Source organism: Peribacillus sp. FSL M8-0224 (assembly GCF_038003055.1).
Taxonomy (GTDB): Bacteria; Bacillota; Bacilli; order Bacillales; family DSM-1321; genus Peribacillus; species Peribacillus frigoritolerans.
Genome location: NZ_JBBOOJ010000001.1, coordinates 2,419,653 through 2,442,954, shown reverse-complemented (window position 1 = coordinate 2,442,954; position 23,302 = coordinate 2,419,653). Strand labels below are relative to the sequence as shown.

The following is a 23,302-nucleotide window of genomic DNA, read 5'->3' as shown; positions in this document are numbered from 1 at the left end:
CCATTTAATTATTTTTTATTTTTGGGGAAAGGATATTGCGTTCTTTATAACGAATATGTATAGTATAGGTAACATAGGTAAAAAGTATCAATAGTTATATATTTTGGAGGTGTGTGTGTGAAATATTATATAGCATCAGACGAAAAAAATTTGAAGCAAGTAAAATCATTGATCAAGAAATTGACTTCAAAAGGATTTACTTGTGTGAATGACATGAATTTAATTACGAATGATGAGAAAAACCAAATAACGGACGACATTGGAGAATATGAAAAAAAGGGGATAGAGGAAGCCGATTTCATGCTAATCTTCCTAACCGCAGGAAAAGGTAATCTATATGAGCTTGGCTATGCTTTATCTTTAAATAAGAAAATAATTGTATATTCGCCTGAGAAAGACAATTATCATATTAATAAAAAATCAATATTTCATAATCTGCCCGAGGTAACAATCTGCAGCGGGACCTTTTATAAGCTGGTTAAATTGATACATACGCTTTCTCCGGAAGGATCTGAACAAGATTCACTGCATCTTAAATAAATGTCAAATGTAAAATTTTAAGGATACCCTCTAATAAAATTTCTTTTGAACGAATTGTTTAAAGTATTAAAAATGAGGGTAAAGACCATTAAAAAAGGGAGAGGACTGTTTTGGCCATTATTGATATCGACCAATTATTGTTAGCCACTGAAGCGATAGCAGAAGAGTCAGTTCCATTCCATCTAGATACATTTGACATCGATCAACTTTTAGATAATACGGATAATTGGAATTGGTAAAGAAAAGCATGCCCATAGAGGATATGCTTTTTTTAAAGAGAACATAGCCTGATTACCTGTACGAAAATAATACAAGAAACCAGGCAGGTGGAGATATTTTAACGATTGGATAAAGTTAAAACCTGCGTCCTTTTACGAATCCTAAAATCACAAACATCGAAATGGTGCCGATAACAAAAATTGCTTTAATGGAATTCACTAGAATTTCATCGTACATTTGTATTACCTCCTTGTATGTAATGACAGTGCGATTATGATTAGCTGTTGATGTATAAATTATAACATAAAGTCAATATCTGTTGGTGGAAAATTAAAGACGATATGGGGAATAATGTATAGGGTGTACAGTTAAAATATAAAAAAGATATCCTCTAATCAGTGGATATCAGTGAGAAAATTATTTAAGTCCTAGTGCTTTTTTTGTTTTTGGTCCGACGATTCCATCAGAAGTAAGTTTTTTGGACTTTTGGAATTTCTTTACGGCTGTTTCGGTGTTTTTTCCAAATGACCCATCTACTCCTTTAGTGCTGTATCCAAGTTTAGTTAATCTTTTTTGCAGTTCGATAACTTGGGGGCCACTGCTTCCTTTCTTCAGGGTAGCGTTTGTATTTACCGGAAGGCTCACAGATCCGCTCACTTTAAATCCATTCGTGGCAGCTATGTTGGCAAATGATTTATTCGAACTGGCAATCAATACTACAGTATTCATTCTCACCCTATCGTAAAGCCATTGTACATCATTGTTATACATACGAATACAACCGGCACTTATATATTTCCCGATGGTTGTAGAATCATTATTGCCGTGTATTGCGTACGTATTTCCTGGTGTATTCCTTGCATTGATCCCCAGCCATCTTTTACCTAGAGGGTTTTTTGGGTCTCCGCCTCTAATGTTGCCTTTATAATAGGGTCGATTCACAATCTTTGTCACTACTTTAAACTTTCCTTCAGGAGTGTAGGAGGCTTTCTTACCTGTCGCCACGATGAATACCCTCACCAATTTATCATTTTCGTAATAGGCAAGCTGATTATTGGCTTTATTGATGATAATCAGTTGTCTTGCTGCCGCACCTGAAGTATTACTGAACCCCAAAAAACTAAAGGCGAAAATCAAAATAAATACAATTAATTTTTTCATGTTTTTCCCCGTCCCTCATTTAAGCAACCTACATTTACACATATACTATCCTATGCATGAAGTGAGGCTAAAGTGACAATTTTTTTAAAAAAGGGTAGACTAATTAACTATGGGAAAAGTCAAACTTAGATCCAATTTCACTTTTATGCATATCAAAAGAATGATGGGCACTATTTTTGGCCATATTACATACATTATTGAAGTGAAAGCGGAGGTGGGTAAGATTTGTCACGCCTAAAGGTGGAGGACTATCTAGAACAAGGCATCCATGGTCCAAAAGAAATCAAGGCTGGTGAACGAAGGGAGTTTCTGGGCACATTACGGGAACGCGTAGTCATCGTCCTAAAAAGAAGCCAAGTCTTTGAAACGAATGTATACCCGGAGATAGAGCAAATGATGAAGCAGTATCCCCATTCAAAGTTGTTTTTAAATGGGCAGATGGACTATCAATATCTAGGAAAATATATTAAATTGGCAATGAGTCATGATATTCCTTACAAAATCGTCCTAAACAAAGATCATAACTCCGATTTGGGTCTGGTGTTAGCGGAAAGTAACGCCATAAACAAAGAAGAAATTTATATAGAGAAGCAAATTCATGCCCAGCAAGTCATCAAAAAGAAAAGCTTCACAGCCTTTTTTAAACGCTGTGTTAAAAAATTATTAAAAAAACGTTGATGTAACTATCAACGTTTTTAGTTTGTCTACAAAAAAAGGGGGGGAATGGACTATTCCGGACCATGATAGTAAGACTAGGTTTTCCATAATGGTTTTTAGTGATTTATGAAATGGAATGGAACTTTTTTTGAAAGAAAAAACACCCCGTAAATGTTAGTTTGGTGTCTAACATTTACGGGGCAGTTCAATTCTCTTACTTAAGAGTTGGTCTACAGTCTGAAACGAGTGCTTTTTGTTTTTATTTTTAATCGTTCTTTTAATTAAGTGTGTATACAACTTTTCCTGTTTATGTAACCCTATTCCGTAACCTGTAAAACTTCCTGAAATTCCCTATAATCGTTTTTACTACGGAATAGGTAGGGATAGCGATTAAAATGCCAATGAATCCATATATTGATCCAGCAGCAAGCAGCAATAGGATAATGGTAAGCGGGTGAATGTTAAGCCGTTTACCCATTATATTCGGTGTAACCAAGTGCCCTTCGACCTGTTGAACGACAGTAAGGACAATGAGTACTTTCACTGCCAGCCCAATATCTTGCTGCAAGGCAATGAAAAGGGCGGGGATGATGCTTATTAATGGACCAAGGAATGGTACAACGGTAAAAATCATGGCGAATAAGGCTAATACGAGTGCATAATCGAGACCGATAATAAGGTAGCCAACATACATCAAAGTCCCTATGACAATTGATATGATGAATTGACCGATAATATAAGTTGAGAGGGCTTTATCGACGTCTTTTAAAATTGTGTTCCCCTCTGATTCTACATCGTTCGGTATGTATTTTAATAGAAATGGTCGTAATTTATCTCCATCCTTCAAGAAATAGAATAAGATGAATGGTGTAATGAACAATACTGTTAATACACTAGTGACCGTGGATAAAATGGTATTGACATTCACGATGAGTTTTTCCGAATAATCTTTCAAATGTGTGACCGCTTTTTCTTTCAACTCTTCCATATTTACCATGCCAAAATCATTTTTTTCAATCATGACTTCAGATTCTTTAGAGAATTCCTTGACTTTGCTGGGGAGGTTTTCAGATAACTTTTGAAATTGGTCAACGATTACAGGACTGCCAAAGTAACCTACCATCCCAATCATACTAAATATAATCAAAAACACGGTAAAGATACTAGCTGACCTCGGGATAAATTCAGTTAACAAGTTAACGACCGGCCGTAATATATAGTATAAAAGCCCAGCCGCAATAATAGGAAAAAACATGGCAGCAATGATTTTTTGCAGCGGCAGCAGAACATAATCAATCTTACCCAGTAAAAAAATAATTAAAATGATCAAAATTATCGCGCAAGCATATTTGAAAAACGGTTTATTGATCCACAAGACAATCCCCCCTAATTCCATCTCTTACTTGATTCCCTGATTTAGCTTAATGTTAAACTAAATAACTTGTTCTAATTGTTTGGTGTAAAATGATCATTCAACTTTTTTCGATATGGCTGACCAGAATTAAATGGGAATACAGTCTGTTAATATAGCGGCAAGCAAACAAAAACAAGACTTTCATTGAAATAAAAGTCAACTTTTAAAAATATTTGGTCACTTTGATTTTTACCTGTCCTCACGTTCATAAGTCGATAAGCCCAATAAATGCATTTCCTAGACTACTGCGGTTAAGTTTAAGCAATGCGCAAAACTGCACCAGCTAGAAATCCTTCTGGGATGATAAATCGTAAAAAGTTCCAAAAAGATATCGATCCGGAAGATATCCGAAAGTTTTTTAAGAGCAGCCGCCGGTTAGGCCAAAACAAAAAAGGCATCACCAAGGTAAATTCCGGTTATGGAAGTTTACTTGATCATGCCTTTTTATAAAGGTTATTAAATTAGGATATTTTACCTAATGTGTTCGTTGCGCCTTGTTTCTGTTCTCTTTGCATTTTTTTGATGTCCAGACGCAACCAGATGGAAATGGCGAATGCTATCGCAATTAATGCTGCGAAAACATAGAATACCGGGATATAACTGTTCGTACTTTCCCTGATTGCGGTAACTAACATAGGTCCGCAAACTCCGCCTAGAGACCATGTAGTTAAAAGGTAACCGTGGATGGCCCCAATTTCCTTAGTTCCAAATAAATCCCCGGCAAACGCAGGGAGATTTGAAAATCCTCCTCCGTAACAACTCACGACCAGCAAGATGAGTCCTTGGAACAATAGTGTATTTGTAGTGGTAGGAAGTAAAAGGAACGCTCCGATTTGAATGATGAAGAAAATGACGAAAACATTTGGACGTCCAATATAATCAGATGCTGCTGCCCAGCCAAGTCTTCCTCCGCCATTAAAGATTCCCATAATACCAACTAATGTTGCTGCACCTGCTACAGACAGCCCGACAACGTCTTGAGCCATAGGTGAAGCTACCGAAATCATCATGATCCCTGCACTTGTATTTATCAGTTTCATGGACCATAACATCCAGAAGTGTTTAGTTTTAACCGCTTCTTTTGCAGTTAATTGCCTTAGGTCTTTCTTCAGTTCTTTCTTACCGGACTCAATATCTTTCTTCATTCCTTCAGGTAGCCAGTTGGCTTTTGGAGGTGCAATATAGGATGCCCCTAAGAACATCAGTATGAAATAGCCTGCGCCTAAAATATAATATGTAGTATAAATGCCAACGGATTCCATAAGGCTTGCAGCGACTGGGGCTGTAATGAGAGCTCCGGCACCGAAACCTAATACTGCCATTCCTGTTGCCAATCCCCTGCGATCTGGGAACCATTTGACTAAAGTGGATACTGGTGAAATGTACCCAATCCCCATACCAAGTCCACTTAACACCCCATATGTCAATAGGTAAAGCGGAAGTGAATCGACCATTACTGCTAAACCGGAACCGGCTTGTCCTAATCCGAATAATACGGCAGCGACCATAGCTGACTTCCTTGGACCATTTTTTTCTACGAATTTGCCAAAGAAGGCAGCAGAAGTTCCTGCAAGCGCCATCATTATTGTGAATGCTAACGTAACTTCAGTTTCTGACCACCCCATGGTCTCGACTAATGGTTTTTTGTAAACGCTATATGCGTATGCACCGCCAATGGATAGGTGAATGGCGATAGCGGATAAAGCGATTAACCATCTGTTTTTTGTCATGTTGTTACCCCTTTTCGTTAAAGAATAAGAAAGTTGCATGCATTTTATCTATAATATATCGTTTTGCATGCGTTTTATCTATCTCGTGGGATAAGTATATAAGAATATTATTTAGTAGTAAACTGCTAAATTGAAATTCATGTAAAATTTTCCTCGGTGCTTAGAGTTGGGAAAAAACACTTTATGGATTCGGATTAAAAATGTTATTTATTCTAAGGCTTTTAATATACATATAAGGTTTGCAGGTATTGCTTTGGTGCATTATTCACGAATCTGCCAAAAGTCTTTTCATTTATCGATTTTCCTGGTTACAAAAAGGGAAACGATTGAATTTACTCTTAAGGTGCGATGAACCAGATTTATTCTCATTGGCTTTATAGTGATTAGTTTGATAAAATTAATCTAATATTCAAGACATATTAGCGTACCACTCGGAATTGATATTTTTAGTGGTTTCAGGAATAATTGATTCTTTTTTCAGGTATCATAGTCTGGAAATCAAAGAAAAACCAATTTATTTTAAAAAATTCCGAAAATTTCGTCTTAAAGGCTTGAACTATGATTCCTTATAGGAGTAAACTAATGAAAGATAGATTTTATGGAAGTGAAATCTTGTAAATTTAATCAACAAGGGGTTTTGGTAATGAAGGAACATGACATGCAAATCACGCTTAGTACAACAAAGAAAGAAAAACCACAAGCGGACCAGCTTGAGTTCGGTAAGCAGTTTACCGATCATATGTTTATTATGGATTACACACAAGGGCAAGGGTGGCATGATCCAAGAATTGTTCCTTATCAACCGCTCTCATTGGAGCCGTCAGCTATGATTTTTCACTATGGTCAATCCGTTTTTGAAGGATTGAAGGCATATGCAACACCTGAGGATGAAATTATCTTATTCCGTCCGGAAAAGAATTTCCAACGCTTAAATAGTTCGAATAGCCGATTATGCATACCGGATGTCGACGTTGATTTCGCGTTGAAGGCCTTAAAGACTTTAATTAGCGTTGATAAGGATTGGGTTCCCCAGGCAGAAGGGACATCATTATATATCAGGCCATTCATTATAGCTACTGAGCCTTATCTTGGAGTATCTCCATCGAATAAGTATCAGTTCATCATCATCATGTCACCAGTGGGATCGTATTATAAAGAAGGCATCCATCCAGTTAAAATTGCAGTGGAGTCAGCTTTTACACGTGCAGTTAATGGAGGTACAGGTGAAGCCAAAACGGGCGGTAATTATGCATCGAGCCTAAAAGCCCAGGAAGTATCCGAAAAGATGGGTTATGCTCAAGTTCTTTGGTTAGACGGAGTGGAGAAAAAATATATCGAAGAAGTTGGAAGCATGAATGTTTTCTTCAAAATTAATGGTGAAATCATCACCCCTGCTTTAAATGGAAGCATCCTTCCGGGTATTACTCGTGATTCCATTATAGAATTGCTGAAACATTGGGGTCTTCCCGTGTCGGAAAGACGCATCTCGATGGAGGAAGTCCATGAAGCCTATAAATTGGGTCACTTGGAAGAGGCCTTTGGAACGGGAACAGCCGCGGTCATATCACCAATTGGTGAATTTTTGTGGAATGGTGAAGAAATGATTGTTCAAAGCGGAGAAACGGGCGAACTTTCCAGAAAGCTTTATGATACACTGACAGGTGTCCAAACAGGTAAAGTCGCAGACGAGTTGAGCTGGACTACGAAAGTTGAAGAAAAAGTGACTCAATGATACTTAAAAAAACCTTCTTTGAAGGTTTTTTTTTTGCTTTCAGATAATCATTTTGTGCCTTATGGCAACTGCGACGGCCTCGGTCCGGTGATTCACTCCCAATTTCCTGATAGCAGAAGAAATATGATCTCTGACAGTAAATTCACTAACGCCCATTTTTGGTGCCATTTGCTTTAATCCCATCCCATTGGCTAAATATTGAAGGACCTCCACTTCACGTTTGCTTAGAAGGTAGGTGGGAGGGGTGGAATCGAATGTTGAACTGACAGCCAGTTTCAAATAATGGGAAAGCTTCATTAAATCATTCTTGGTAACGGGCTCGTTGGCGTGAATGGGGTCAACCAACACTATACCGATGGCCAAGTCATTCACAATTATCGGAATGATTGCCAATGAAGAAATGGAAAATCTTTTAACGTATTTTGCAGGGATGGAGGATTTAGCATGCTGAATGGTTAAGTATATGGGCTTGTTATGGATGACTGCTTGGTGGATCGGGTATATATCATGAATATTTTCTCTAACATTATGTAATGAAAAAGTATCTTCACTTGTACATGCACAAATTCCTTCACCCATTCCTGTTAAACTTGAGTAACTGAATAAAGATGCTCGTTGAAATGAAAAAAAATCCACACAGCCCTTTACGATCATTTGTGATTTATTTGCCGTATCTTTTTGGTGGGAAATCTTTTTTACATGATTCATCAGAGTTTCCTCAAGCATTCGACTTAATTCCTCCCTACATTTTCAGTACTAGGATAAATACTACTAATATCTTACAATATAATGAAAACTCTTACAAATTTAAAAATCCTTAGAGATTCAAAAGTTTAAAGTTCATTTCAAGGAGGCATTACCATGAAAAGAAAGAGTTTAACGACCACAAGCAGGAGTTTTAGAGAAGATACCCTACCATTTAAACTTTACCAAAAGGCAAAGAAATTCGGTATATGGAATCCTCGAGACATTGATTTCAGCCAGGATAAAGAAGATTGGAAGTCATTTACTGACATTGAAAGGGAAGTGTTATTACGGATCATTTCCCTTTTTCAGGGCGGGGAAGAAGCTGTGACTTTGGATTTGCTGCCGCTCATAATGACGATAGCCAAAGAAGGCCGGATCGAAGAAGAAATGTACTTAACGACATTTCTGTTCGAGGAAGCGAAGCATATGGAGTTCTTTCGCTATACATTAGATCAAATTGGTGAAACGGGTGATTTGACGGTGTATCACTCAGACACTTATAAATCGATTTTTTATGAAATATTGCCTGAAACGATGGAGAAACTTTTAACCGATCAATCACCAGAAGCCTTGGCAGAAGCAGCCACTGTTTATAATATGTTTACCGAAGGCGTTCTTGCAGAAACTGGATATTTCGGGTTCTATCAGACTCTTGAAGCTAATAAAATGATGCCTGGTTTATTAAAAGGTGTGGGTTTATTGAAGAAGGATGAATCACGCCATATTGCATATGGAACTTTCCTGCTGCAGCGAATCATTAGTGAACATCCACATATCTTTAAACAGGTTGAAAAGAGGATGGAGGAGCTTTCACCACTGGCCATCACGTTAAATACGGAGGGATATGATCGGTTAGGAAATCCTTTTGGTAATGACCAACAAGCTGTATTGAATTTTACCCTGAAACAATTATCAGTGCGGATGGAGATATTAGCCAGGGCAAAAGGGAAAGGGATTGAAGAAATCTATCAAAGTAATGAAATTGAATATGGGGTTTTGTAATGCCGAAATAAGATACAAGCATAATGTGAGTTTACATTCGTTAATGGATGGCCGTCAGGAACTTGAATGCAGCGTATGAAGGAGCTTAAACTCCGAATATTGACTATTAAATCCGAGGTGAAACGATATGAAGGTAAATGCTCATTCGAATTTTTGGTTAAGGTCTTCGGTTTACAGTGGCACTAACACTCGTTCACTCATACCGGGCCTATTCAATGGTCTCGGGGCAAGAAGGATTCTGCTCGTGAGTGATGCTGGCTTGGAAAATGCAGGCGTCGTTAAAAAAGTTGCCGAAACTTTTGAGCAGCAGAAATTGGGTGCCAAAGCTGAAATAGTTGGACAGTTTCTGGGTGTAACACAAGACGCGGCGAGTAAATGTGTAAACGAAGCATTGAAATATGCACGCGAAGTTCATGCCGATGCCATCCTTGCCATTGGTGGAGGGAGCGTCATCGATACCTCAAAAGCATTGAAATACGGATTATATAAAGGAATTACGGATATAAATGATTCAATACCAAGCGGTTTTCTATATGAGGGTTTTCCAAAAGCACAATCCATGAATATCCCGCATATTTCCGTAGCCACAACAGCAGGAACCGGTTCTGAAGTGTCCCCGATCGCAGTCATATATAATGAACATAAAAAAGTCAAAATGAATATTTACAATGTTTTTTTAAGTTCGGATGTTGCGATTCTTGATCCCGAGTTAACAGTCGGACTGCCGTCTGACATTACGGCGTTTACTGGTGCCGATGCATTGACACATGCAATTGAAGCGATCATTTCACCTGCTGCGACATCAATAACCGATGCATATGGATATCAGGCCATTCGAGTTATTGAAAGAAATTTACCGAGGGCCGTAAAAGATGGAACGAATATTGAGGCTAGAATGGAAATGCTGCATGGAAGCATGATGGGAATCACTGCATTTTGTAGTGCATTGAATGCGATTCCGGTTCATAATTTTGCCCACGCATATGGGGCGTTATTCCGTATTCCGCATGGACTGGCAAATGCCGTATTATTACCGGTCGTCATGGAATCAATCCCGGATTTATATCTTCAAAAGGCCCATTTGATAGCTGAAGCCTTTAGTGTGAAAATACAGGATGAAGATTCAAAAAGGATCTTAGCGAAAGTGGTAGAAAAGCTACGTGTGTTCCTATCTGATCTTGGTCTGGCTTCCGACTTCAGCGCCTATGAAATTAACCAGTCGGATATGGAAAGAATTCTGAAAGCAGTAATGACCGATCCAGCTGCCGCTAATTATCCAATGTCGGAGGAATTAATAATGTCAGTTGTTTCAAGAGTTTCACCCGTGAAAATTAACTGATACTAAAAAAGCCAGCCCGTAAAGGTTGGCTTTTATTGCGTTGTAACGTGTTAAGCCCCAAAATTTTTCATTCAAACAGTTCATTTCGTTATCTGATGTCTAAGAACAACAGTGATAGACTCTGGTTAATGTTTTTTTCCTAAGTTTTCCTGTGCCATCTTTATAAGTTCCTTGACCATGCCTCCGCCTAACTTTCCCCCTATTTTTCCATTCTGCTTGGATGTCAGTTCACCGTTATAGTCTTTTTTCAACGGTACGCCAATTTCTTTTGCTACTTCAAACTTTGCCTCTTCGGGATTCTTTGTACCAGCGATTTTGGCTTTTAAATCATCAAGGCCTTGTCGCGCTTCAGATACTAATATTTTCCTTCTCCTTGCCATTCAGCAACACTCCTCCTATTTTTTTCTTAGGTTATCCTAATGAAATGAAAATGATAAACCTGATTTGCAATTCGAAGAAGTTTTAGTTTATTTAAAGCGGGTAACATATAATAAAACGATTTAAGGAGAAAAATGATGCTGACTGCGAATTCAAGCTTGTTAACAAAAGAAGATATGACAAATCCCGATCGAGTGCCACAATGGCTGATCAAGGAATATCAAACATTCCATGAAACAGTGACCGATAAAACCTTTCCTTGTTATTTTGGTATGAAAGCTGAAAATAAAGGGGAACTTCGTTATGCTTATATCACACAGGAAGATTGGTCCAATCTCCCAAAAGCAGTGGAAAGCTTTCTTGATTTATTTCAAGAACCACCATATATAAGGCATGGCCTTTTCGTTTTTATGGAGCCTGAATCGATAGAGGGTGATATAGAATTTTACCGTAAAAGGTTTTGGGAGATCCTGCAATACCTGCATCAAGCGGATGTAAAACCTTGGCCAATTGAAAAGCCGAAAGATCCGGATCATTATTTATGGGACTATCATTTTGCCGGGGAACCAATCTTTGTCTTTGGTAATGCACCTGCTTATAAACAGCGTAAAACTCGCGATTTAGGAAATAGCCTCGTCCTTGGTTTCCAGCCCCGGATGATCTTTGAAGGCTTGGAAGGAACGGAAAAAGGCGGAATCATGTCGCGTGAAAAGGTCCGGGAACGAGTGGAGAAATGGGATAATCTCCCGAAGCATCCTGATATCAGTCACTTTGGTGATGTAAATCATAATGAATGGAAACAATTTTTCATAGGGGATGATATAGAACCGATAAAAGGTAAGTGTCCCTTCCATCATAAACAATTAACGTAACCGTGAGCAATTTGCTCACGGTTTATTTGCGTTTGAAAATAAAAAACATAATCCTTGCCTTATTGGATTTTCAGTTTTATAATGTGAAAGTAGCAATTGCAGTTAATTCGAGATATATGGATTAAATGCTATTTTTATAGAACATACAAAATTAACAATTGGGGGAACAAAAATGTCTAAAGTATTGTTTGTTAAATCAAATGACCGCCCAGCGGATCAAGCTATCAGTGTCAAAATGTATGAAACGTTTTTGAACGCATATAAGGAAGCAAATAGTAGCGATGAAATAACTGAATTGGATTTATTTGAACTGAACTTGCCTTACTACGGAAACACTGCAATCACTGCCTTATATAAACGCAACCAAGGCTTTGAATTGACTGAAGAAGAAGTGGAAATTGCTGATATCGTGCAACAATACTTGAATCAATTCCTTGCTGCCGATAAAGTAGTATTTGCCTTCCCGCTATGGAACGCAACGGTTCCGGCACCATTGGTAACTTATATTTCTTATCTTGCCCAAGCGGGAACTACATTCAAATATACAGCTGAAGGCCCAGTTGGTTTAGCTGGAGATAAAAAAGTGGCTTTACTTAATGCACGCGGATCCGATTATGCATTGCCTGGAATGGAAGCTGGCGAAATGGCTGAGAAATACGTAACGATGAATTTAAACTTATGGGGCATTAAAAACCCAGAAACAGTCGTAATCGAGGGACATAATCAATACCCAGATCGCTCACAGGATATCGTTGCAGAAGGATTGGCGAAAGTTGCTGAAACTGCAGCAAAATTCTAATTTTAAAAAAGGTAAACCAGTATGTATTTTTAGCATACTGGTTTTTCTATGCAGATTTTTCTGAAAGTCGATTATAATAAAGGGTAAGCTATAAGCATGAAAGGAAGTGCAGACGGTATGCAAACGTTTAAATCACGTGACGAAATAAAGATAGAAGAAACTTGGAATTTAAAGGATATTTACGAAGATCAGGCTAATTGGGAAAAAGATTATCAAGAAGTCCTGAAGATGACAGAAAAATTAAAAACTTATGATGGCCATATTCAGTCAGCTCAAGATTTATTCGAGTATTTACGGTTAAGTGAGGAAGTTGGGTACATTTATAACAAATTATATGTATTTGCCATGCTTCAAGCCGATTTGGATACACGGGTCACCTCATCACAAGCATTGCTGGATCGAGCTGGTAAGTTAGGGCAGAAAATAAGTAATGCTTCTGCATTCTTCATGCCGTTTCTTCTAAGCTTGGAAGAACAAACATTAAAAGGGTACATAAATGAAGTCGAGGGTTTGAAATATTTTGAAGAGGATCTACTGGATTCCTTCCGCTATAAAGCTCATGTATTAACGAAAGAACAAGAAGAGGTGCTTTCCCAAATAGGCGAAGCCTTTTCAGCTCCACAAAAAACGTTCGGAATGATCAACAATGCGGATATAAAATTTGGGGAAGTTACGAATGAAGACGGCGAGAGAGTAGAGCTGACGCGAGGAATGTATTCCAAATTGATTGAAGATGATGATCGGGATAAAAGAAAAGAGGCTTATTTCGCATATTATCAGCCATATGTACAATTGAAGAATACAATCGCTTCCACACTTGCCACGGCAATCAAAAATAATGTGAATCTTTCAAAGTTGAGAAATTATCCATCTGCCTTGGAAAAATCATTATTTGGTGATCAAGTTCCAAAAGAGGTTTATGATAATTTAATTATGTCTACTAAGCAAAATATCGGACCCATGCATAAATACATTCATTTAAGAAAAAAATTGCTGGGTGTAGAAGAATTGCGTGCTTATGATTTAAGTGTACCATTAGTCGAAGGGGCTAAAGAGGAGATTTCTTACGATGATGGTTTTTCTTTGATGGTGGAGGCACTAAAGCCACTTGGTGAAGAATATATCACAATCCTTAAAACCTTTAAGGATAACAGGTATATCGACGTCAGGGAAACACCTGGAAAACGTTCAGGTGCTTACAATTTAGGACTTTATGGTGTTCACCCTTTCATCTTATTAAATCACCGTGATGATTTAGACAGTGTATTTACACTTGCACATGAATCTGGACATGGCATGCATTCATACTATAGTTCAAAATACCAACCGCAAATAAGTGCTGGGTATTCCATTTTTGTCGCTGAAGTTGCTTCCACTGTGAATGAAATCCTTTTGATTCGCCATTTAATTAAGACAACAAAAGACGTACAAAAGAAAAAACATTTACTTAACCATTTCATAGATAGTTTTAAAGGAACATTCTTCACACAAGTGATGTTTGCGGAGTTCGAAAAGATTGTACATGAAAAAGCTGAAAATGAAGAACCTCTAAATGCCGAGGTTTTTAATACAGCCTATGAATCGATATTTCGTGCATATAATGGAGATGAAATAAGTTTCGATGAAGAAGTGAAGTATGGCTGGTCACGCATCCCACACTTTTATCGTCCGTTTTATGTCTATAAATATGCTACTGGTTACGTTTCAGCCATTACGATTGCTGATAAGATCCTTTCTGGGGACAAAAAAACACTTGAAAGTTATTTGACTTTCTTGAAAAGCGGGAGTTCCGATTTCCCATTGGAGCTGCTTAAGAAAACAGGCGTGGATTTAACGAAACCTGATCCGATCGAAAATGCAATGAAGATTTTCAGTGATCTCGTCGACCAATTCAGTGAGTTGACAGAAGGCTAATCTAAACCATTTCTTCCAAAAGAGCCCATGGTAGGATGTTATAAAAAATGCTATAGTTAAAACATTGGCGTATGAAAGGCCCAATCAATAGATTGGGCCTTATTTTATATGCAAAAGAAACAGGTAATTCGCGAAAAAAGTCATGATGACAGCGTTATTTTCAACATCGGAGCCTAGCCAATGGGCCAGTTTCTTTGTACTACAATGGCATATTTTGTGAGGAAAGTGGAAAATGAATTCGACAGTTAATTATATAAAAGAATGGCAGCAGGCACTTCAACTTGAAATCCTGCATTTGAAAAAATATGGCAGCACAAAATACTTGGTTTCGAACGGGCATCTGCTTACAAGCGACGGTTCCTTCAACTATTATTTTGAAACAGGTTCATCGGTAAAAATCCCTGTCGGTTCCCTCGTTCGACTTGAATGGGGAGGGATTAAACAGGATGGAAGGATCCTCTCATCGGAAGGGAAAAGTATAATCATTGTTTTTGATCGCTCGTTAGGCGATATCATCGGTGAAGCCTTTTTATTCCATGATCCCTGGGAATTGCTGGAGCAATTGATCATCCGCTTGGATGAAATCAAGAGAAGTAAAAGGAAAAGGCTTCGAATCAAGCGCCTGATGGATCCGTCCATGCCTCAAAAACATCCTTTAACTGAGAAACAAAGCAGTGTGAAAGAATTATATGCCCGCTCGAAGTTCAATCCTGTCACTTATGTTTGGGGACCGCCTGGAACAGGAAAAACCTATACTTTGGCTCGTACAGTAGCCAATCATTATTTACAAGCTAAAAAAGTTCTAGTTTTGTCCCATAGCAACCAGGCTGTCGATGTTTTGATGGCTGAAATTTCATCATTCATTAAAAAGAAAGATCGTTTCAAAGAAGGCGATGTGCTTCGCTATGGATCTCAAATCGGTGAATCACTAGCTATCCATGATGATATTGTTACGGGGCAATTATTAGGAAAACATGAACCGACATTAATTAAAGAAAAAGAAGAACTTGGCGAAGAGAAACGTCTTATAAAATATGACTTGGCAGGTTCCTTCAGTAAAAGGGATACAGATCAGTTAATCGAGATAGAGAAAAAGCTGGCCAAAGTATTGGAGAAAATCCGTCAAAAAGAGATTCAATTCATAAAAGAAGCAAAAGTAATCGGGACGACCTTAGCTAAAGCCGCAAATGACGAAACGGTTTATCTAAAGGAGTATGATCTGGTCATCTTGGATGAAGCGAGTATGGCTTACGTTCCTCAGGTGGCTTTTGCTGCAGCGTTAGCCAAGCATATTATCGTTTGTGGTGATTTCAAACAATTGCCGCCCATTGCTTCGGCTCGTGATTCCCTCGTGAAACTTTGGCTGAAGGAAGACATATTTCATCGGGCCGGTGTCGCCCAGTCTGTTGAAGAAGGAGAACTCCATCCCCATTTATTCCTATTAAAGGAACAGCGCCGCATGCATCCGGATATTTCGGCATTCACTAATCGTGTCGTCTATAACAATTTTGTCGGCGATCATAAAAGTGTTGCGACTAGCAGGGAGGGCATAATGCTGGCGGAACCGTTTGCCAATAGGGCAGCGGCACTTCTTGATACTAGCTTAGCGGGGGAATATTGCATCACTGAACGGACATCCCACTCGAGAATGAATTTATGGCAATTGCTTTTATCTTTTCAGTTGATTCATGAAGCTTATGTGGGCGGTTCAAGGTCAATTGGTTATGTCGCCCCATATCGTGCCCAGGCAGAATTGATGGAAAAACTATTGGATGACTTATTTGAAAAAGAACGGCAAACTGCGGATATCATCGCTGCAACTGTACATCGTTTCCAGGGAAGTGAACGTGAGATGATGATCTTTGACACAGTAGATAGTTATCCGCAAAACAGGGCTGGAATGTTATTGACAGGGAGAGAAAGTGAAAGGCTGATTAACGTGGCCATAACAAGGACTAAGGGTAAGTTCGTACATGTATGTGACACTTCGTTTGTTAACAAACACGTTTATCGCAGTAAAACACTTCGTCAGCTTGTCGATCACCAAATTCAAAATGATCAGATTGTATCAAAGAAAGACATTGGAAAATGGGTTAAACATCAGCACCCGAAATTACGATGGATGCATGCCCGTAAATTGGGGGACTTTCAGGAAGATATTGAATCAACAAAACATGACATAGTTATGGCTGTACCGGATTTGAACAGTTTGTCTGAAGAATGGCAGCAATATTTAATGAGACGGAACCCTGCAGTGAATTTGACGATCATATCAGCAAAAAGAAATCCTGATATCAACTCGGATCATTTTATTTGTTCCCCTGTTTCCTTTTCGTTTATCATCTTGGATAAACGAGTTGTCTGGCTAGGTTTGCCCGTAGAGTCCAATAATCGGGTCCAGCCCCCATATATAGCGGCTCGTTTGGATTCAAAAATCATGGCAGATGAATTACTATCTCAATTCAAAAAAAGTGAATAGCTTTGAAAAGCCCCTTAAAAGGGCTTTTCTTTTTTACATATATCCCTAAAAAGACCTCGATAGAATAAGTGACGACCATTTGAGCCACTAGTGTCCCTGATGTATTAAACCAAATACCTCGCTAGAATATACTATTCACTTATACTCCCCAATTTTAATTCAACTCCTTATATTTTTTGCTAAAGGCAGCAAACTAAACTAACAAAGCAAGCGTTTCAGGCGACTTTCAAATAGTTATGATTTACTATTAAGTTACGAAAGTCAAGAAGGGGGGATAAAATGAAACTTGGCATTTTGGATCAATCCCCGATTGCATCCGGACAATCAGCACAAGAAGCTTTACAGGCTTCACTTCAACTAGCGCAAGAAGGAGATAGGCTGGGTTATAGCAGAATCTGGTTAACTGAACATCATGATCTGCCTGGCTTGGCCTGTTCCGTTCCAGAGGTTTTGATAAGCTATATTGGTGCACAAACAAAAAATATCCGGATTGGATCAGGGGCAGTGCTGCTTCCGCATTATAAGCCATACCGAATAGCAGAGACATATAATATGCTAGCCACACTTTTTCCAGGCCGGATTGATATAGGAATGGGACGTGCTCCTGGTGGATCTGCCGAAGCAACAATGGCCTTATCCGATAATTTCCTTCAGAATGTATACAAAATGCCCGAACTGGTTCAAGAACTGTTGAATTTTCTAAGAGATGAATTTCCGAAAGAACATCCGTTTTCAAATGTCTCTGCTGCTCCTATCCCAATGGTATCCCCTGAACCATGGATATTGGGAACAAGCGGGAAAAGTGCAAAACTTGCCGCTGAGAATGGAACTGCATACGCGTTTGGTGAATTCATGAGCGAAAATGATGGCGTGCAGAGTTTTAAACAGTACCGTGAGCACTTTCAAACAAAAGGGATACTCAAAGCACCTAAAACGATTATTACGGTATCGGCCATTTGTGCTGAAACGGAAGAATATGCGAAAGAAATCGCCCTCAGCAACACCCTATGGAAAATTCAAAGTGGACATGGGGAAAGAAAGCCGGTTCCAAGTATAGAAGAGGTAAGGAATCATGAATGGACTGAAAAAGAAAAAACACAAATGGAAACCATGCATAAAAAACTGATTTTTGGTACCCCTTCACAAGTTAAGGATCGGCTATTGAAGATTCAGGAGAAATATCAGGCAGATGAGATCATGCTGATAACCATCACTCATAAGTTGGAGGATCGGCTTAATTCGTTTCGTTTGATTGCCAGGGAAATCCTTAACAGTTAATCCCCTTAAGCATTTTATGTGCATTTTTTGTGTATTTTCTATATGATGGCTTTGCGTCCGATTTATCATAATTGAAAGAAAGAAGATGAAGATATGAATGCTGATCAACATGCAAAAAAACTTGGCGACATTTCTTTTTCCGTTCTGGACCTGGCTTCTATTGTTGAGGGTGGTACAGTTTCGGGAGCTTTTAAAAATACAGTAGAATTAGCTAAACATGCGGAGCAATGGAATTACAACCGTTTCTGGGTAGCGGAACATCATAGCATGCCTGGGATTGCAAGCTCTGCAACGTCAGTGCTTATAGGCTATGTTGCAGGCAGGACGGAAAGAATTCGGGTGGGTTCTGGAGGCATAATGCTACCGAATCATGCACCGCTGGTTATCGCAGAACAATTTGGAACATTGGAAGCAATGTATCCTGGCAGAATAGATTTAGGACTGGGGCGTGCTCCCGGAAGCGACCAATATACAGCCATGGCACTTCGGGGTGATGTACGTAATAACGGTCAGGATTTTCCTGAACAATTGGCGCAGCTCCGTAGCTATTTAGATGCGGATTCTAAACATAATCGTGTTCGCGCCATTCCTGGAGAAGGGCAGGACATCCCGATTTGGCTGCTTGGTTCAAGTGGGTTCAGTGCTGCATTATCAGCACAGCTGGGATTGCCATTTTCATTTGCAAGCCATTTTTCACCTGAAAATACTCAACCAGCTTTAGCCCGCTACCGCAATAATTTCCAACCATCCGACGTTCTGGATAAACCTTATGTCATGGTTGGTATCAATGTTTTTGCAGCCGATACTACGGAAGAAGCGCAAAGGATTGCTACATCTTACCAACAGCAGTTCTTGAATTTGATACGGAACACACCCGGTCAACTGGCTCCTCCAGTTGATACGATGGATGGCCTTTGGACAGAATATGAAAAAGCCATTGTCATGAAGCAGCTGAACGCTTCCATTATAGGTAATCCAAAAGAGGTAAAAGAGCAGTTACAGGCATTTTTAAATGAAACACAGGCGGATGAAATGATTATAAACTCTGCCATTTATGATCAGGATGCACGCCTTCGTTCTTATGAAATCATTGCAGAGGTTACTGGAATGAAATAATTGTTAAAGAATGAGCTTGCAGATCCCGTGTCTGCAAGCTTTTTTATAAAAATACATACCGATTGGCTTCATTAACAAAGTTAGGAGAGAGTAATGAAACGAGAAGATCCATTATCCTTAATATTTCACTTCACAGATAAACAAGGTGAAAGCAGGCCACTATATTTTGCGAATCCGAAAAAAGTGATCACCGCCCATTCAATTGAGGATGTCCTTCCCCAATTCCAAAAAGTGCAGGAAGCGATTGAACAGGGGAATTATGCAGCGGGATATGTTTCCTATGAAGCGGCACCTGCTTTTGAACAATCCTTTAAAGTAAAAGATGGAGCCAAAATGCCATTATTATGGTTCGGGATTTTTGATAAACCGGAAGAGGAAATACCTGAAAAAATGACCGAGGCTTTTCATTTAGCTGAATGGCAATCAGAAACGGATTCAAATGCCTATCGTTCTGGATTTCAAAGAATAAAATCAGAAATCAAGAAAGGCAACACATACCAAGTCAATTATACGATGCGTTTGCAATCCCAGTTCGAAGGAGATGACTTCGCTTTTTTTGAACGTTTGAAGAGAGCCCAACGCTCGAACTATAGTGCATATTTGAATGTGGGTTCACATCGAATCCTTTCGGCTTCACCCGAGTTGTTTTTCCGTTGGGAAGATGGTCAGCTGATTACTCGGCCAATGAAGGGGACTGTAAAGCGGGGAACGACACTGGAAATGGATCAGCTTAATGCAGACTGGTTAGCAGCCTCGGAAAAGAATCAAGCTGAAAACTACATGATTGTAGACCTGCTCAGAAATGATTTGGGAATGATTGCAGAACCAGGAAGCGTCAAGGTTCCACAGCTTAAGGCAATTGAAAAATATCCGACCGTTTGGCAAATGACATCCACGATTACGGCCGATACGAATCCAGGAACAACAATCATTGATATATTCAAGGCTCTTTTTCCTTGTGGATCGATAACAGGGGCACCTAAAATTAAAACGATGGAGATCATCGCTGATATCGAGAATTCACCACGTGAAGTTTATTGCGGTGCCATCGGGTTTATCACTCCTGAATCCGAAGCCGTTTTTAATGTGCCGATTCGTACGGTCGTGATCGAAAAGGAAACAGGGAAAGCTGAGTATGGGGTTGGCGGGGGGATCACTTGGGATTCCGAGTTATCGGAAGAATATGACGAAGCCTTTTTAAAAGCCAAATTATTGACGGTGGAAAGGCCTGCTTACAAACTATTGGAATCGATAAAGCTCAGCGATGGCGAATATTATTTGTTGAATGATCATATCGACCGGATGAAACAATCCGCTGAGTACTTCGATTATCGGTTCTCTGAATTGTATCTTAGAGATCGACTCCAAAAGTATGCGGAAATAAATCATGGGACGTTGCAAAAAGTAAGAGTACTACTACATGAAAATGGTGAAATTGAAGTCTTGGGACAAGCAATCAAGCCTCTTGGTCCAGAATTCACGGCCATACTGGCTGAAGCTCCAATATCAAGTGCAAATCCATTTCTATTTCATAAGACCACCAATCGTGATGTCTATGAAGGCTTTCAAATGAATAATCCCGACTTCCAGGATGTTCTGCTTTGGAATGAAGAAGGATTCATCACCGAATTCACGAACGGAAATGTAGTGGTGAAGATAAATGGTGACCTCTATACCCCTCCGGTGGAAGCAGGTCTGCTTGCTGGAACATTTCGTCAAGAATTGATCAGGAAGAAGGAAATCAAGGTAAAAAGCATTTCAAAGGCAGACCTCAATAATGCTGAGGAAATTTGGTTCATTAATAGTGTGCGAGGGAAATTAAAAGTGAATTTAACATTCTAAGCTGATAATTCGTAAAAAAGTGAAAAATGTAATCTTTATTGCAGTTTGTTGAGTTATAGTAGATGATGAATACTACATTTCCGGAAGGGACTGCTGTGGAGATGCATAAAATCGCAGGTTTATCGATTAACGCATGGAAAGCGAAAGATCCTATACTTAATAATGTGATGAAGATGAATGAAGTCTTCTGGACAAATCCGCATTACGGTAACAAACAAGAAAATCCAATCGTCCAAGCTGAACAAGTTAAATCGGCTGAAGAAAGATTGAATAGATTTGCCAACTATATAATTAAAGCATTTCCAGAAACCGAACCAATGAAGGGGGTTATTGAATCACCCCTAGTCGAGATTCCTTTCATGCAAAAAAACTTGGAAAAATCCTATGGAACTAAAATTGCGGGAAAACTTTTGCTGAAATGTGACAGTCATTTACCTATATCAGGTTCAATCAAGGCACGCGGAGGTATTTATGAGGTCTTAAAACGTGCTGAGGAAATAGCAATGAAGCATGGCGGTTTAAAGCGGACTGATAATTATGGAGTACTAGCGAGTGATGAATATAAGGAGCTTTTTTCAAAATATTCGATTGCTGTCGGTTCAACCGGCAATTTAGGAATGAGTATTGGAATAATAAGCGCGAAGCTGGGATTTAAAGTAACGGTCCATATGTCTGCAGATGCCAAACAGTGGAAAAAGGATAAATTGACAAGTCTGGGTGTCATTGTAAAGGAATATGATGATGATTATAGTAAAGCTGTAGAAGAAGGCCGTAAAGAAGCATCACTTGATCCCGATTGCCACTTTATTGATGATGAAAATTCCATGGATCTGCTGCTAGGTTATGCGACGGCTGCAACGCGCCTGAAGAAACAATTGAAGGATATGTCCATTACAGTAGATGAAGATCATCCTTTGTTTGTGTACTTACCATGCGGAGTCGGCGGCGGGCCCGGTGGCATAACATATGGGCTCAAGTTAGCCTTTGAAGATGATGTACATTGTTTTTTTGCAGAGCCGACACATTCACCATGCATGATGCTAGGATTGATGACAGGCCTTCATGACAAAGTTTCGGTTCAGGACTTTGGTATCGATAATAAGACGGAGGCGGATGGTCTTGCAGTAGGAAGGCCTTCAGCATTGGTTTCCAGTATGATGACGACCATGTTAAGCGGCAGCTATACCATAGAGGATAGAAGGTTATTCGAATTGCTCAAGGAAATGGCAGAGACGGAAGGCCATTATTTAGAGCCATCTGCCCTAGCAGGAGCATTTGGCCCGATACAACTATTGTCAGCTTCAGAAGGAAGGGAATATCTTATGGATCAAAAACTGATGGATAAAATGAACCAGTCGACGCATGTCATCTGGGCGACCGGTGGGAGCATGGTACCAAAAGATATGATGGAACTTTATTTATCTAAAAGTTAAAAAAAATCCACAAGAGTGAAATTCCCAGATTGCAGGCAAACTCGTAGAAAATTGAGTTTGCCTGCATTTTTTATTTTTGAAAAACCTTTCAGTTGTTTTCAGCCAAAACCGTTTTTCGATCAATCGAGCTTTATTTGACCGTCAAGACATGATTCGGACCCCGGAGCATACACTTTGCGGTCCGGATGATGATTCCGTTCCCTTTAGGTCGACTGCCTGCCAAAAACCCTCACCGCGAGCATCAAGCGGGGTCTTGGCTCAAGACATTCAATGCAAATTTCATCACAAAGAAAGTCTTGTATTAAAATCATGGTAATCATCCCGATACAATCGTGAGAGGGAATCAGGATGAGCCCATTCCGAACTCCTTTTGGCATTTCCATTGAAATATCTCCTAAGTTAAGAAATTGGGGCTCTACAAACCACTATGTAAAGCCACTTTTGGACCTAACCATGTCCAATTGGCCATATTCTTTAAATTAATGGCAGAAAAATAAGCATCGCTTGCATCGGCTTAAAGCAGCCCTACGCATACCATGCTTTTCTTTTGCATCTACGAATACACGCTCAATCGTTTTTTTATGTTTCGCATATATAGGTTTTACATCTTAATAATGACGCTAATGATCTGCATCTTCCACGATATGCTT

General features: G+C 39.2%; 20 protein-coding genes and 1 pseudogene. 14 read left to right on the top strand and 7 right to left on the bottom strand.

All coding sequences use genetic code 11. The features are described from left to right. Nucleotides 1–90: 90 nt before the first annotated feature. Nucleotides 91–540: a nucleoside 2-deoxyribosyltransferase gene (locus MKX49_RS11730; protein WP_081088608.1), complete on the top strand. Its 450-nt coding sequence runs from the start codon at nucleotides 91–93 to the stop codon at nucleotides 538–540. 110 nt (nucleotides 541–650) lie between these two features. Then, nucleotides 651–779 (top strand): hypothetical protein, encoded by a 129-nt coding sequence (locus MKX49_RS11725; protein ID WP_255256757.1) that lies wholly within the window; start codon nucleotides 651–653, stop codon nucleotides 777–779. Between the two features lie 397 nt (nucleotides 780–1,176). Here MKX49_RS11725 and MKX49_RS11720 read toward each other — a convergent pair whose 3' ends face one another. Continuing rightward, nucleotides 1,177–1,920 carry a L,D-transpeptidase family protein gene (locus tag MKX49_RS11720; protein ID WP_063593663.1) on the bottom strand — a complete coding sequence of 248 codons (744 nt, stop codon included), beginning with the start codon at nucleotides 1,918–1,920 and terminating at the stop codon, nucleotides 1,177–1,179. A gap of 225 nt (nucleotides 1,921–2,145) precedes the next feature. On the opposite strand from MKX49_RS11720, the gene MKX49_RS11715 reads away from it, so the two are divergent. Then, the gene (locus MKX49_RS11715) at nucleotides 2,146–2,598 is read left to right on the top strand and encodes a YueI family protein (protein ID WP_340876552.1); all 453 of its coding nucleotides are present in this window, start codon (nucleotides 2,146–2,148) and stop codon (nucleotides 2,596–2,598) included. Between the two features lie 286 nt (nucleotides 2,599–2,884). On the opposite strand, the gene MKX49_RS11710 is transcribed toward MKX49_RS11715, so the two are convergent. Both MKX49_RS11710 and MKX49_RS11705 read right to left on the bottom strand, forming a co-directional pair. Next, complete coding sequence (locus MKX49_RS11710; protein WP_340876551.1) at nucleotides 2,885–3,952, bottom strand: AI-2E family transporter; 1,068 nt, start codon at nucleotides 3,950–3,952, stop codon at nucleotides 2,885–2,887. A 500-nt stretch (nucleotides 3,953–4,452) separates the two neighbouring features. Continuing rightward, complete coding sequence (locus tag MKX49_RS11705) at nucleotides 4,453–5,721, bottom strand: L-lactate MFS transporter (protein WP_340876550.1); 1,269 nt, start codon at nucleotides 5,719–5,721, stop codon at nucleotides 4,453–4,455. Nucleotides 5,722–6,364: 643 nt separating this feature from the next. On the opposite strand from MKX49_RS11705, the gene MKX49_RS11700 reads away from it, so the two are divergent. Next, nucleotides 6,365–7,453: a branched-chain amino acid aminotransferase gene (locus MKX49_RS11700; RefSeq protein WP_318292118.1), complete on the top strand. Its 1,089-nt coding sequence runs from the start codon at nucleotides 6,365–6,367 to the stop codon at nucleotides 7,451–7,453. Between the two features lie 39 nt (nucleotides 7,454–7,492). Here the strand turns inward: MKX49_RS11700 and MKX49_RS11695 are convergent, their stop codons facing one another. Continuing rightward, entirely contained in the window at nucleotides 7,493–8,179 is a 687-nt protein-coding gene (locus tag MKX49_RS11695) for a helix-turn-helix transcriptional regulator (RefSeq protein ID WP_323597061.1), read from the bottom strand. Between the two features lie 135 nt (nucleotides 8,180–8,314). Here MKX49_RS11695 and MKX49_RS11690 point away from each other — a divergent pair, with 135 nt between their 5' ends. Both MKX49_RS11690 and MKX49_RS11685 read left to right on the top strand, forming a co-directional pair. After that, nucleotides 8,315–9,202, top strand: coding sequence for a R2-like ligand-binding oxidase (locus MKX49_RS11690; RefSeq protein WP_340876549.1), 888 nt, complete (start codon nucleotides 8,315–8,317; stop codon nucleotides 9,200–9,202). A gap of 127 nt (nucleotides 9,203–9,329) precedes the next feature. Next, nucleotides 9,330–10,541 carry an iron-containing alcohol dehydrogenase gene (locus MKX49_RS11685; protein WP_340876548.1) on the top strand — a complete coding sequence of 404 codons (1,212 nt, stop codon included), beginning with the start codon at nucleotides 9,330–9,332 and terminating at the stop codon, nucleotides 10,539–10,541. Between the two features lie 125 nt (nucleotides 10,542–10,666). Here MKX49_RS11685 and MKX49_RS11680 read toward each other — a convergent pair whose 3' ends face one another. After that, complete coding sequence (locus MKX49_RS11680; protein WP_054395714.1) at nucleotides 10,667–10,921, bottom strand: alpha/beta-type small acid-soluble spore protein; 255 nt, start codon at nucleotides 10,919–10,921, stop codon at nucleotides 10,667–10,669. Nucleotides 10,922–11,056: 135 nt separating this feature from the next. Between MKX49_RS11680 and MKX49_RS11675 the strand changes: the two genes are divergently transcribed. The 8 genes from MKX49_RS11675 (at nucleotide 11,057) to MKX49_RS11640 (ending at nucleotide 22,652) form a co-directional block, all read left to right on the top strand. Then, complete coding sequence (locus MKX49_RS11675; RefSeq protein ID WP_063593658.1) at nucleotides 11,057–11,791, top strand: YqcI/YcgG family protein; 735 nt, start codon at nucleotides 11,057–11,059, stop codon at nucleotides 11,789–11,791. A gap of 172 nt (nucleotides 11,792–11,963) precedes the next feature. Further along, on the top strand, nucleotides 11,964–12,590 hold the full coding sequence (locus MKX49_RS11670) for an FMN-dependent NADH-azoreductase (protein WP_063593657.1): 627 nt from the start codon (nucleotides 11,964–11,966) through the stop codon (nucleotides 12,588–12,590). Between the two features lie 117 nt (nucleotides 12,591–12,707). Then, on the top strand, nucleotides 12,708–14,504 hold the full coding sequence (gene pepF / locus MKX49_RS11665) for an oligoendopeptidase F (RefSeq protein WP_318292125.1): 1,797 nt from the start codon (nucleotides 12,708–12,710) through the stop codon (nucleotides 14,502–14,504). Between the two features lie 232 nt (nucleotides 14,505–14,736). Continuing rightward, the gene (locus tag MKX49_RS11660; protein WP_340876547.1) at nucleotides 14,737–16,983 is read left to right on the top strand and encodes an AAA domain-containing protein; all 2,247 of its coding nucleotides are present in this window, start codon (nucleotides 14,737–14,739) and stop codon (nucleotides 16,981–16,983) included. A gap of 279 nt (nucleotides 16,984–17,262) precedes the next feature. Next, on the top strand, nucleotides 17,263–18,261 hold the full coding sequence (locus MKX49_RS11655; protein WP_340876546.1) for an LLM class flavin-dependent oxidoreductase: 999 nt from the start codon (nucleotides 17,263–17,265) through the stop codon (nucleotides 18,259–18,261). 93 nt (nucleotides 18,262–18,354) lie between these two features. Beyond that, nucleotides 18,355–19,377, top strand: coding sequence for an LLM class flavin-dependent oxidoreductase (locus MKX49_RS11650; RefSeq protein WP_340876545.1), 1,023 nt, complete (start codon nucleotides 18,355–18,357; stop codon nucleotides 19,375–19,377). Nucleotides 19,378–19,470: 93 nt separating this feature from the next. Next, nucleotides 19,471–21,219 (top strand): aminodeoxychorismate synthase component I, encoded by a 1,749-nt coding sequence (pabB, locus tag MKX49_RS11645; RefSeq protein ID WP_340876544.1) that lies wholly within the window; start codon nucleotides 19,471–19,473, stop codon nucleotides 21,217–21,219. Between the two features lie 101 nt (nucleotides 21,220–21,320). After that, nucleotides 21,321–22,652, top strand: coding sequence for a D-serine ammonia-lyase (locus MKX49_RS11640; RefSeq protein ID WP_340878526.1), 1,332 nt, complete (start codon nucleotides 21,321–21,323; stop codon nucleotides 22,650–22,652). A gap of 203 nt (nucleotides 22,653–22,855) precedes the next feature. On the opposite strand, the gene MKX49_RS11635 is transcribed toward MKX49_RS11640, so the two are convergent. Both MKX49_RS11635 and MKX49_RS11630 read right to left on the bottom strand, forming a co-directional pair. Continuing rightward, nucleotides 22,856–23,035, bottom strand: coding sequence for a hypothetical protein (locus MKX49_RS11635; protein ID WP_340876543.1), 180 nt, complete (start codon nucleotides 23,033–23,035; stop codon nucleotides 22,856–22,858). Between the two features lie 32 nt (nucleotides 23,036–23,067). Continuing rightward, nucleotides 23,068–23,254, bottom strand: a pseudogene (locus MKX49_RS11630) (IS5/IS1182 family transposase); the annotation flags it as partial. Between the last annotated feature and the right edge of the window lie 48 nt (nucleotides 23,255–23,302).

Excerpts from the sequence above, each read along its gene's own strand:
- pabB (WP_340876544.1), top strand. The coding sequence starts at position 19,471 with ATGAAACGAGAAGATCCATTATCCTTAATATTTCACTTCACAGATAAA.
- MKX49_RS11695 (WP_323597061.1), bottom strand. The coding sequence starts at position 8,179 with ATGCTTGAGGAAACTCTGATGAATCATGTAAAAAAGATTTCCCACCAA.
- MKX49_RS11670 (WP_063593657.1), top strand. The coding sequence starts at position 11,964 with ATGTCTAAAGTATTGTTTGTTAAATCAAATGACCGCCCAGCGGATCAA.
- MKX49_RS11635 (WP_340876543.1), bottom strand. The coding sequence starts at position 23,035 with ATGGAAATGCCAAAAGGAGTTCGGAATGGGCTCATCCTGATTCCCTCT.
- MKX49_RS11675 (WP_063593658.1), top strand. The coding sequence starts at position 11,057 with ATGCTGACTGCGAATTCAAGCTTGTTAACAAAAGAAGATATGACAAAT.
- MKX49_RS11650 (WP_340876545.1), top strand. The coding sequence starts at position 18,355 with ATGAATGCTGATCAACATGCAAAAAAACTTGGCGACATTTCTTTTTCC.
- MKX49_RS11690 (WP_340876549.1), top strand. The coding sequence starts at position 8,315 with ATGAAAAGAAAGAGTTTAACGACCACAAGCAGGAGTTTTAGAGAAGAT.
- MKX49_RS11640 (WP_340878526.1), top strand. The coding sequence starts at position 21,321 with ATGCATAAAATCGCAGGTTTATCGATTAACGCATGGAAAGCGAAAGAT.
- MKX49_RS11655 (WP_340876546.1), top strand. The coding sequence starts at position 17,263 with ATGAAACTTGGCATTTTGGATCAATCCCCGATTGCATCCGGACAATCA.
- MKX49_RS11705 (WP_340876550.1), bottom strand. The coding sequence starts at position 5,721 with ATGACAAAAAACAGATGGTTAATCGCTTTATCCGCTATCGCCATTCAC.
- MKX49_RS11680 (WP_054395714.1), bottom strand. The coding sequence starts at position 10,921 with ATGGCAAGGAGAAGGAAAATATTAGTATCTGAAGCGCGACAAGGCCTT.
- MKX49_RS11660 (WP_340876547.1), top strand. The coding sequence starts at position 14,737 with ATGAATTCGACAGTTAATTATATAAAAGAATGGCAGCAGGCACTTCAA.
- MKX49_RS11720 (WP_063593663.1), bottom strand. The coding sequence starts at position 1,920 with ATGAAAAAATTAATTGTATTTATTTTGATTTTCGCCTTTAGTTTTTTG.
- MKX49_RS11685 (WP_340876548.1), top strand. The coding sequence starts at position 9,330 with ATGAAGGTAAATGCTCATTCGAATTTTTGGTTAAGGTCTTCGGTTTAC.
- pepF (WP_318292125.1), top strand. The coding sequence starts at position 12,708 with ATGCAAACGTTTAAATCACGTGACGAAATAAAGATAGAAGAAACTTGG.
- MKX49_RS11700 (WP_318292118.1), top strand. The coding sequence starts at position 6,365 with ATGAAGGAACATGACATGCAAATCACGCTTAGTACAACAAAGAAAGAA.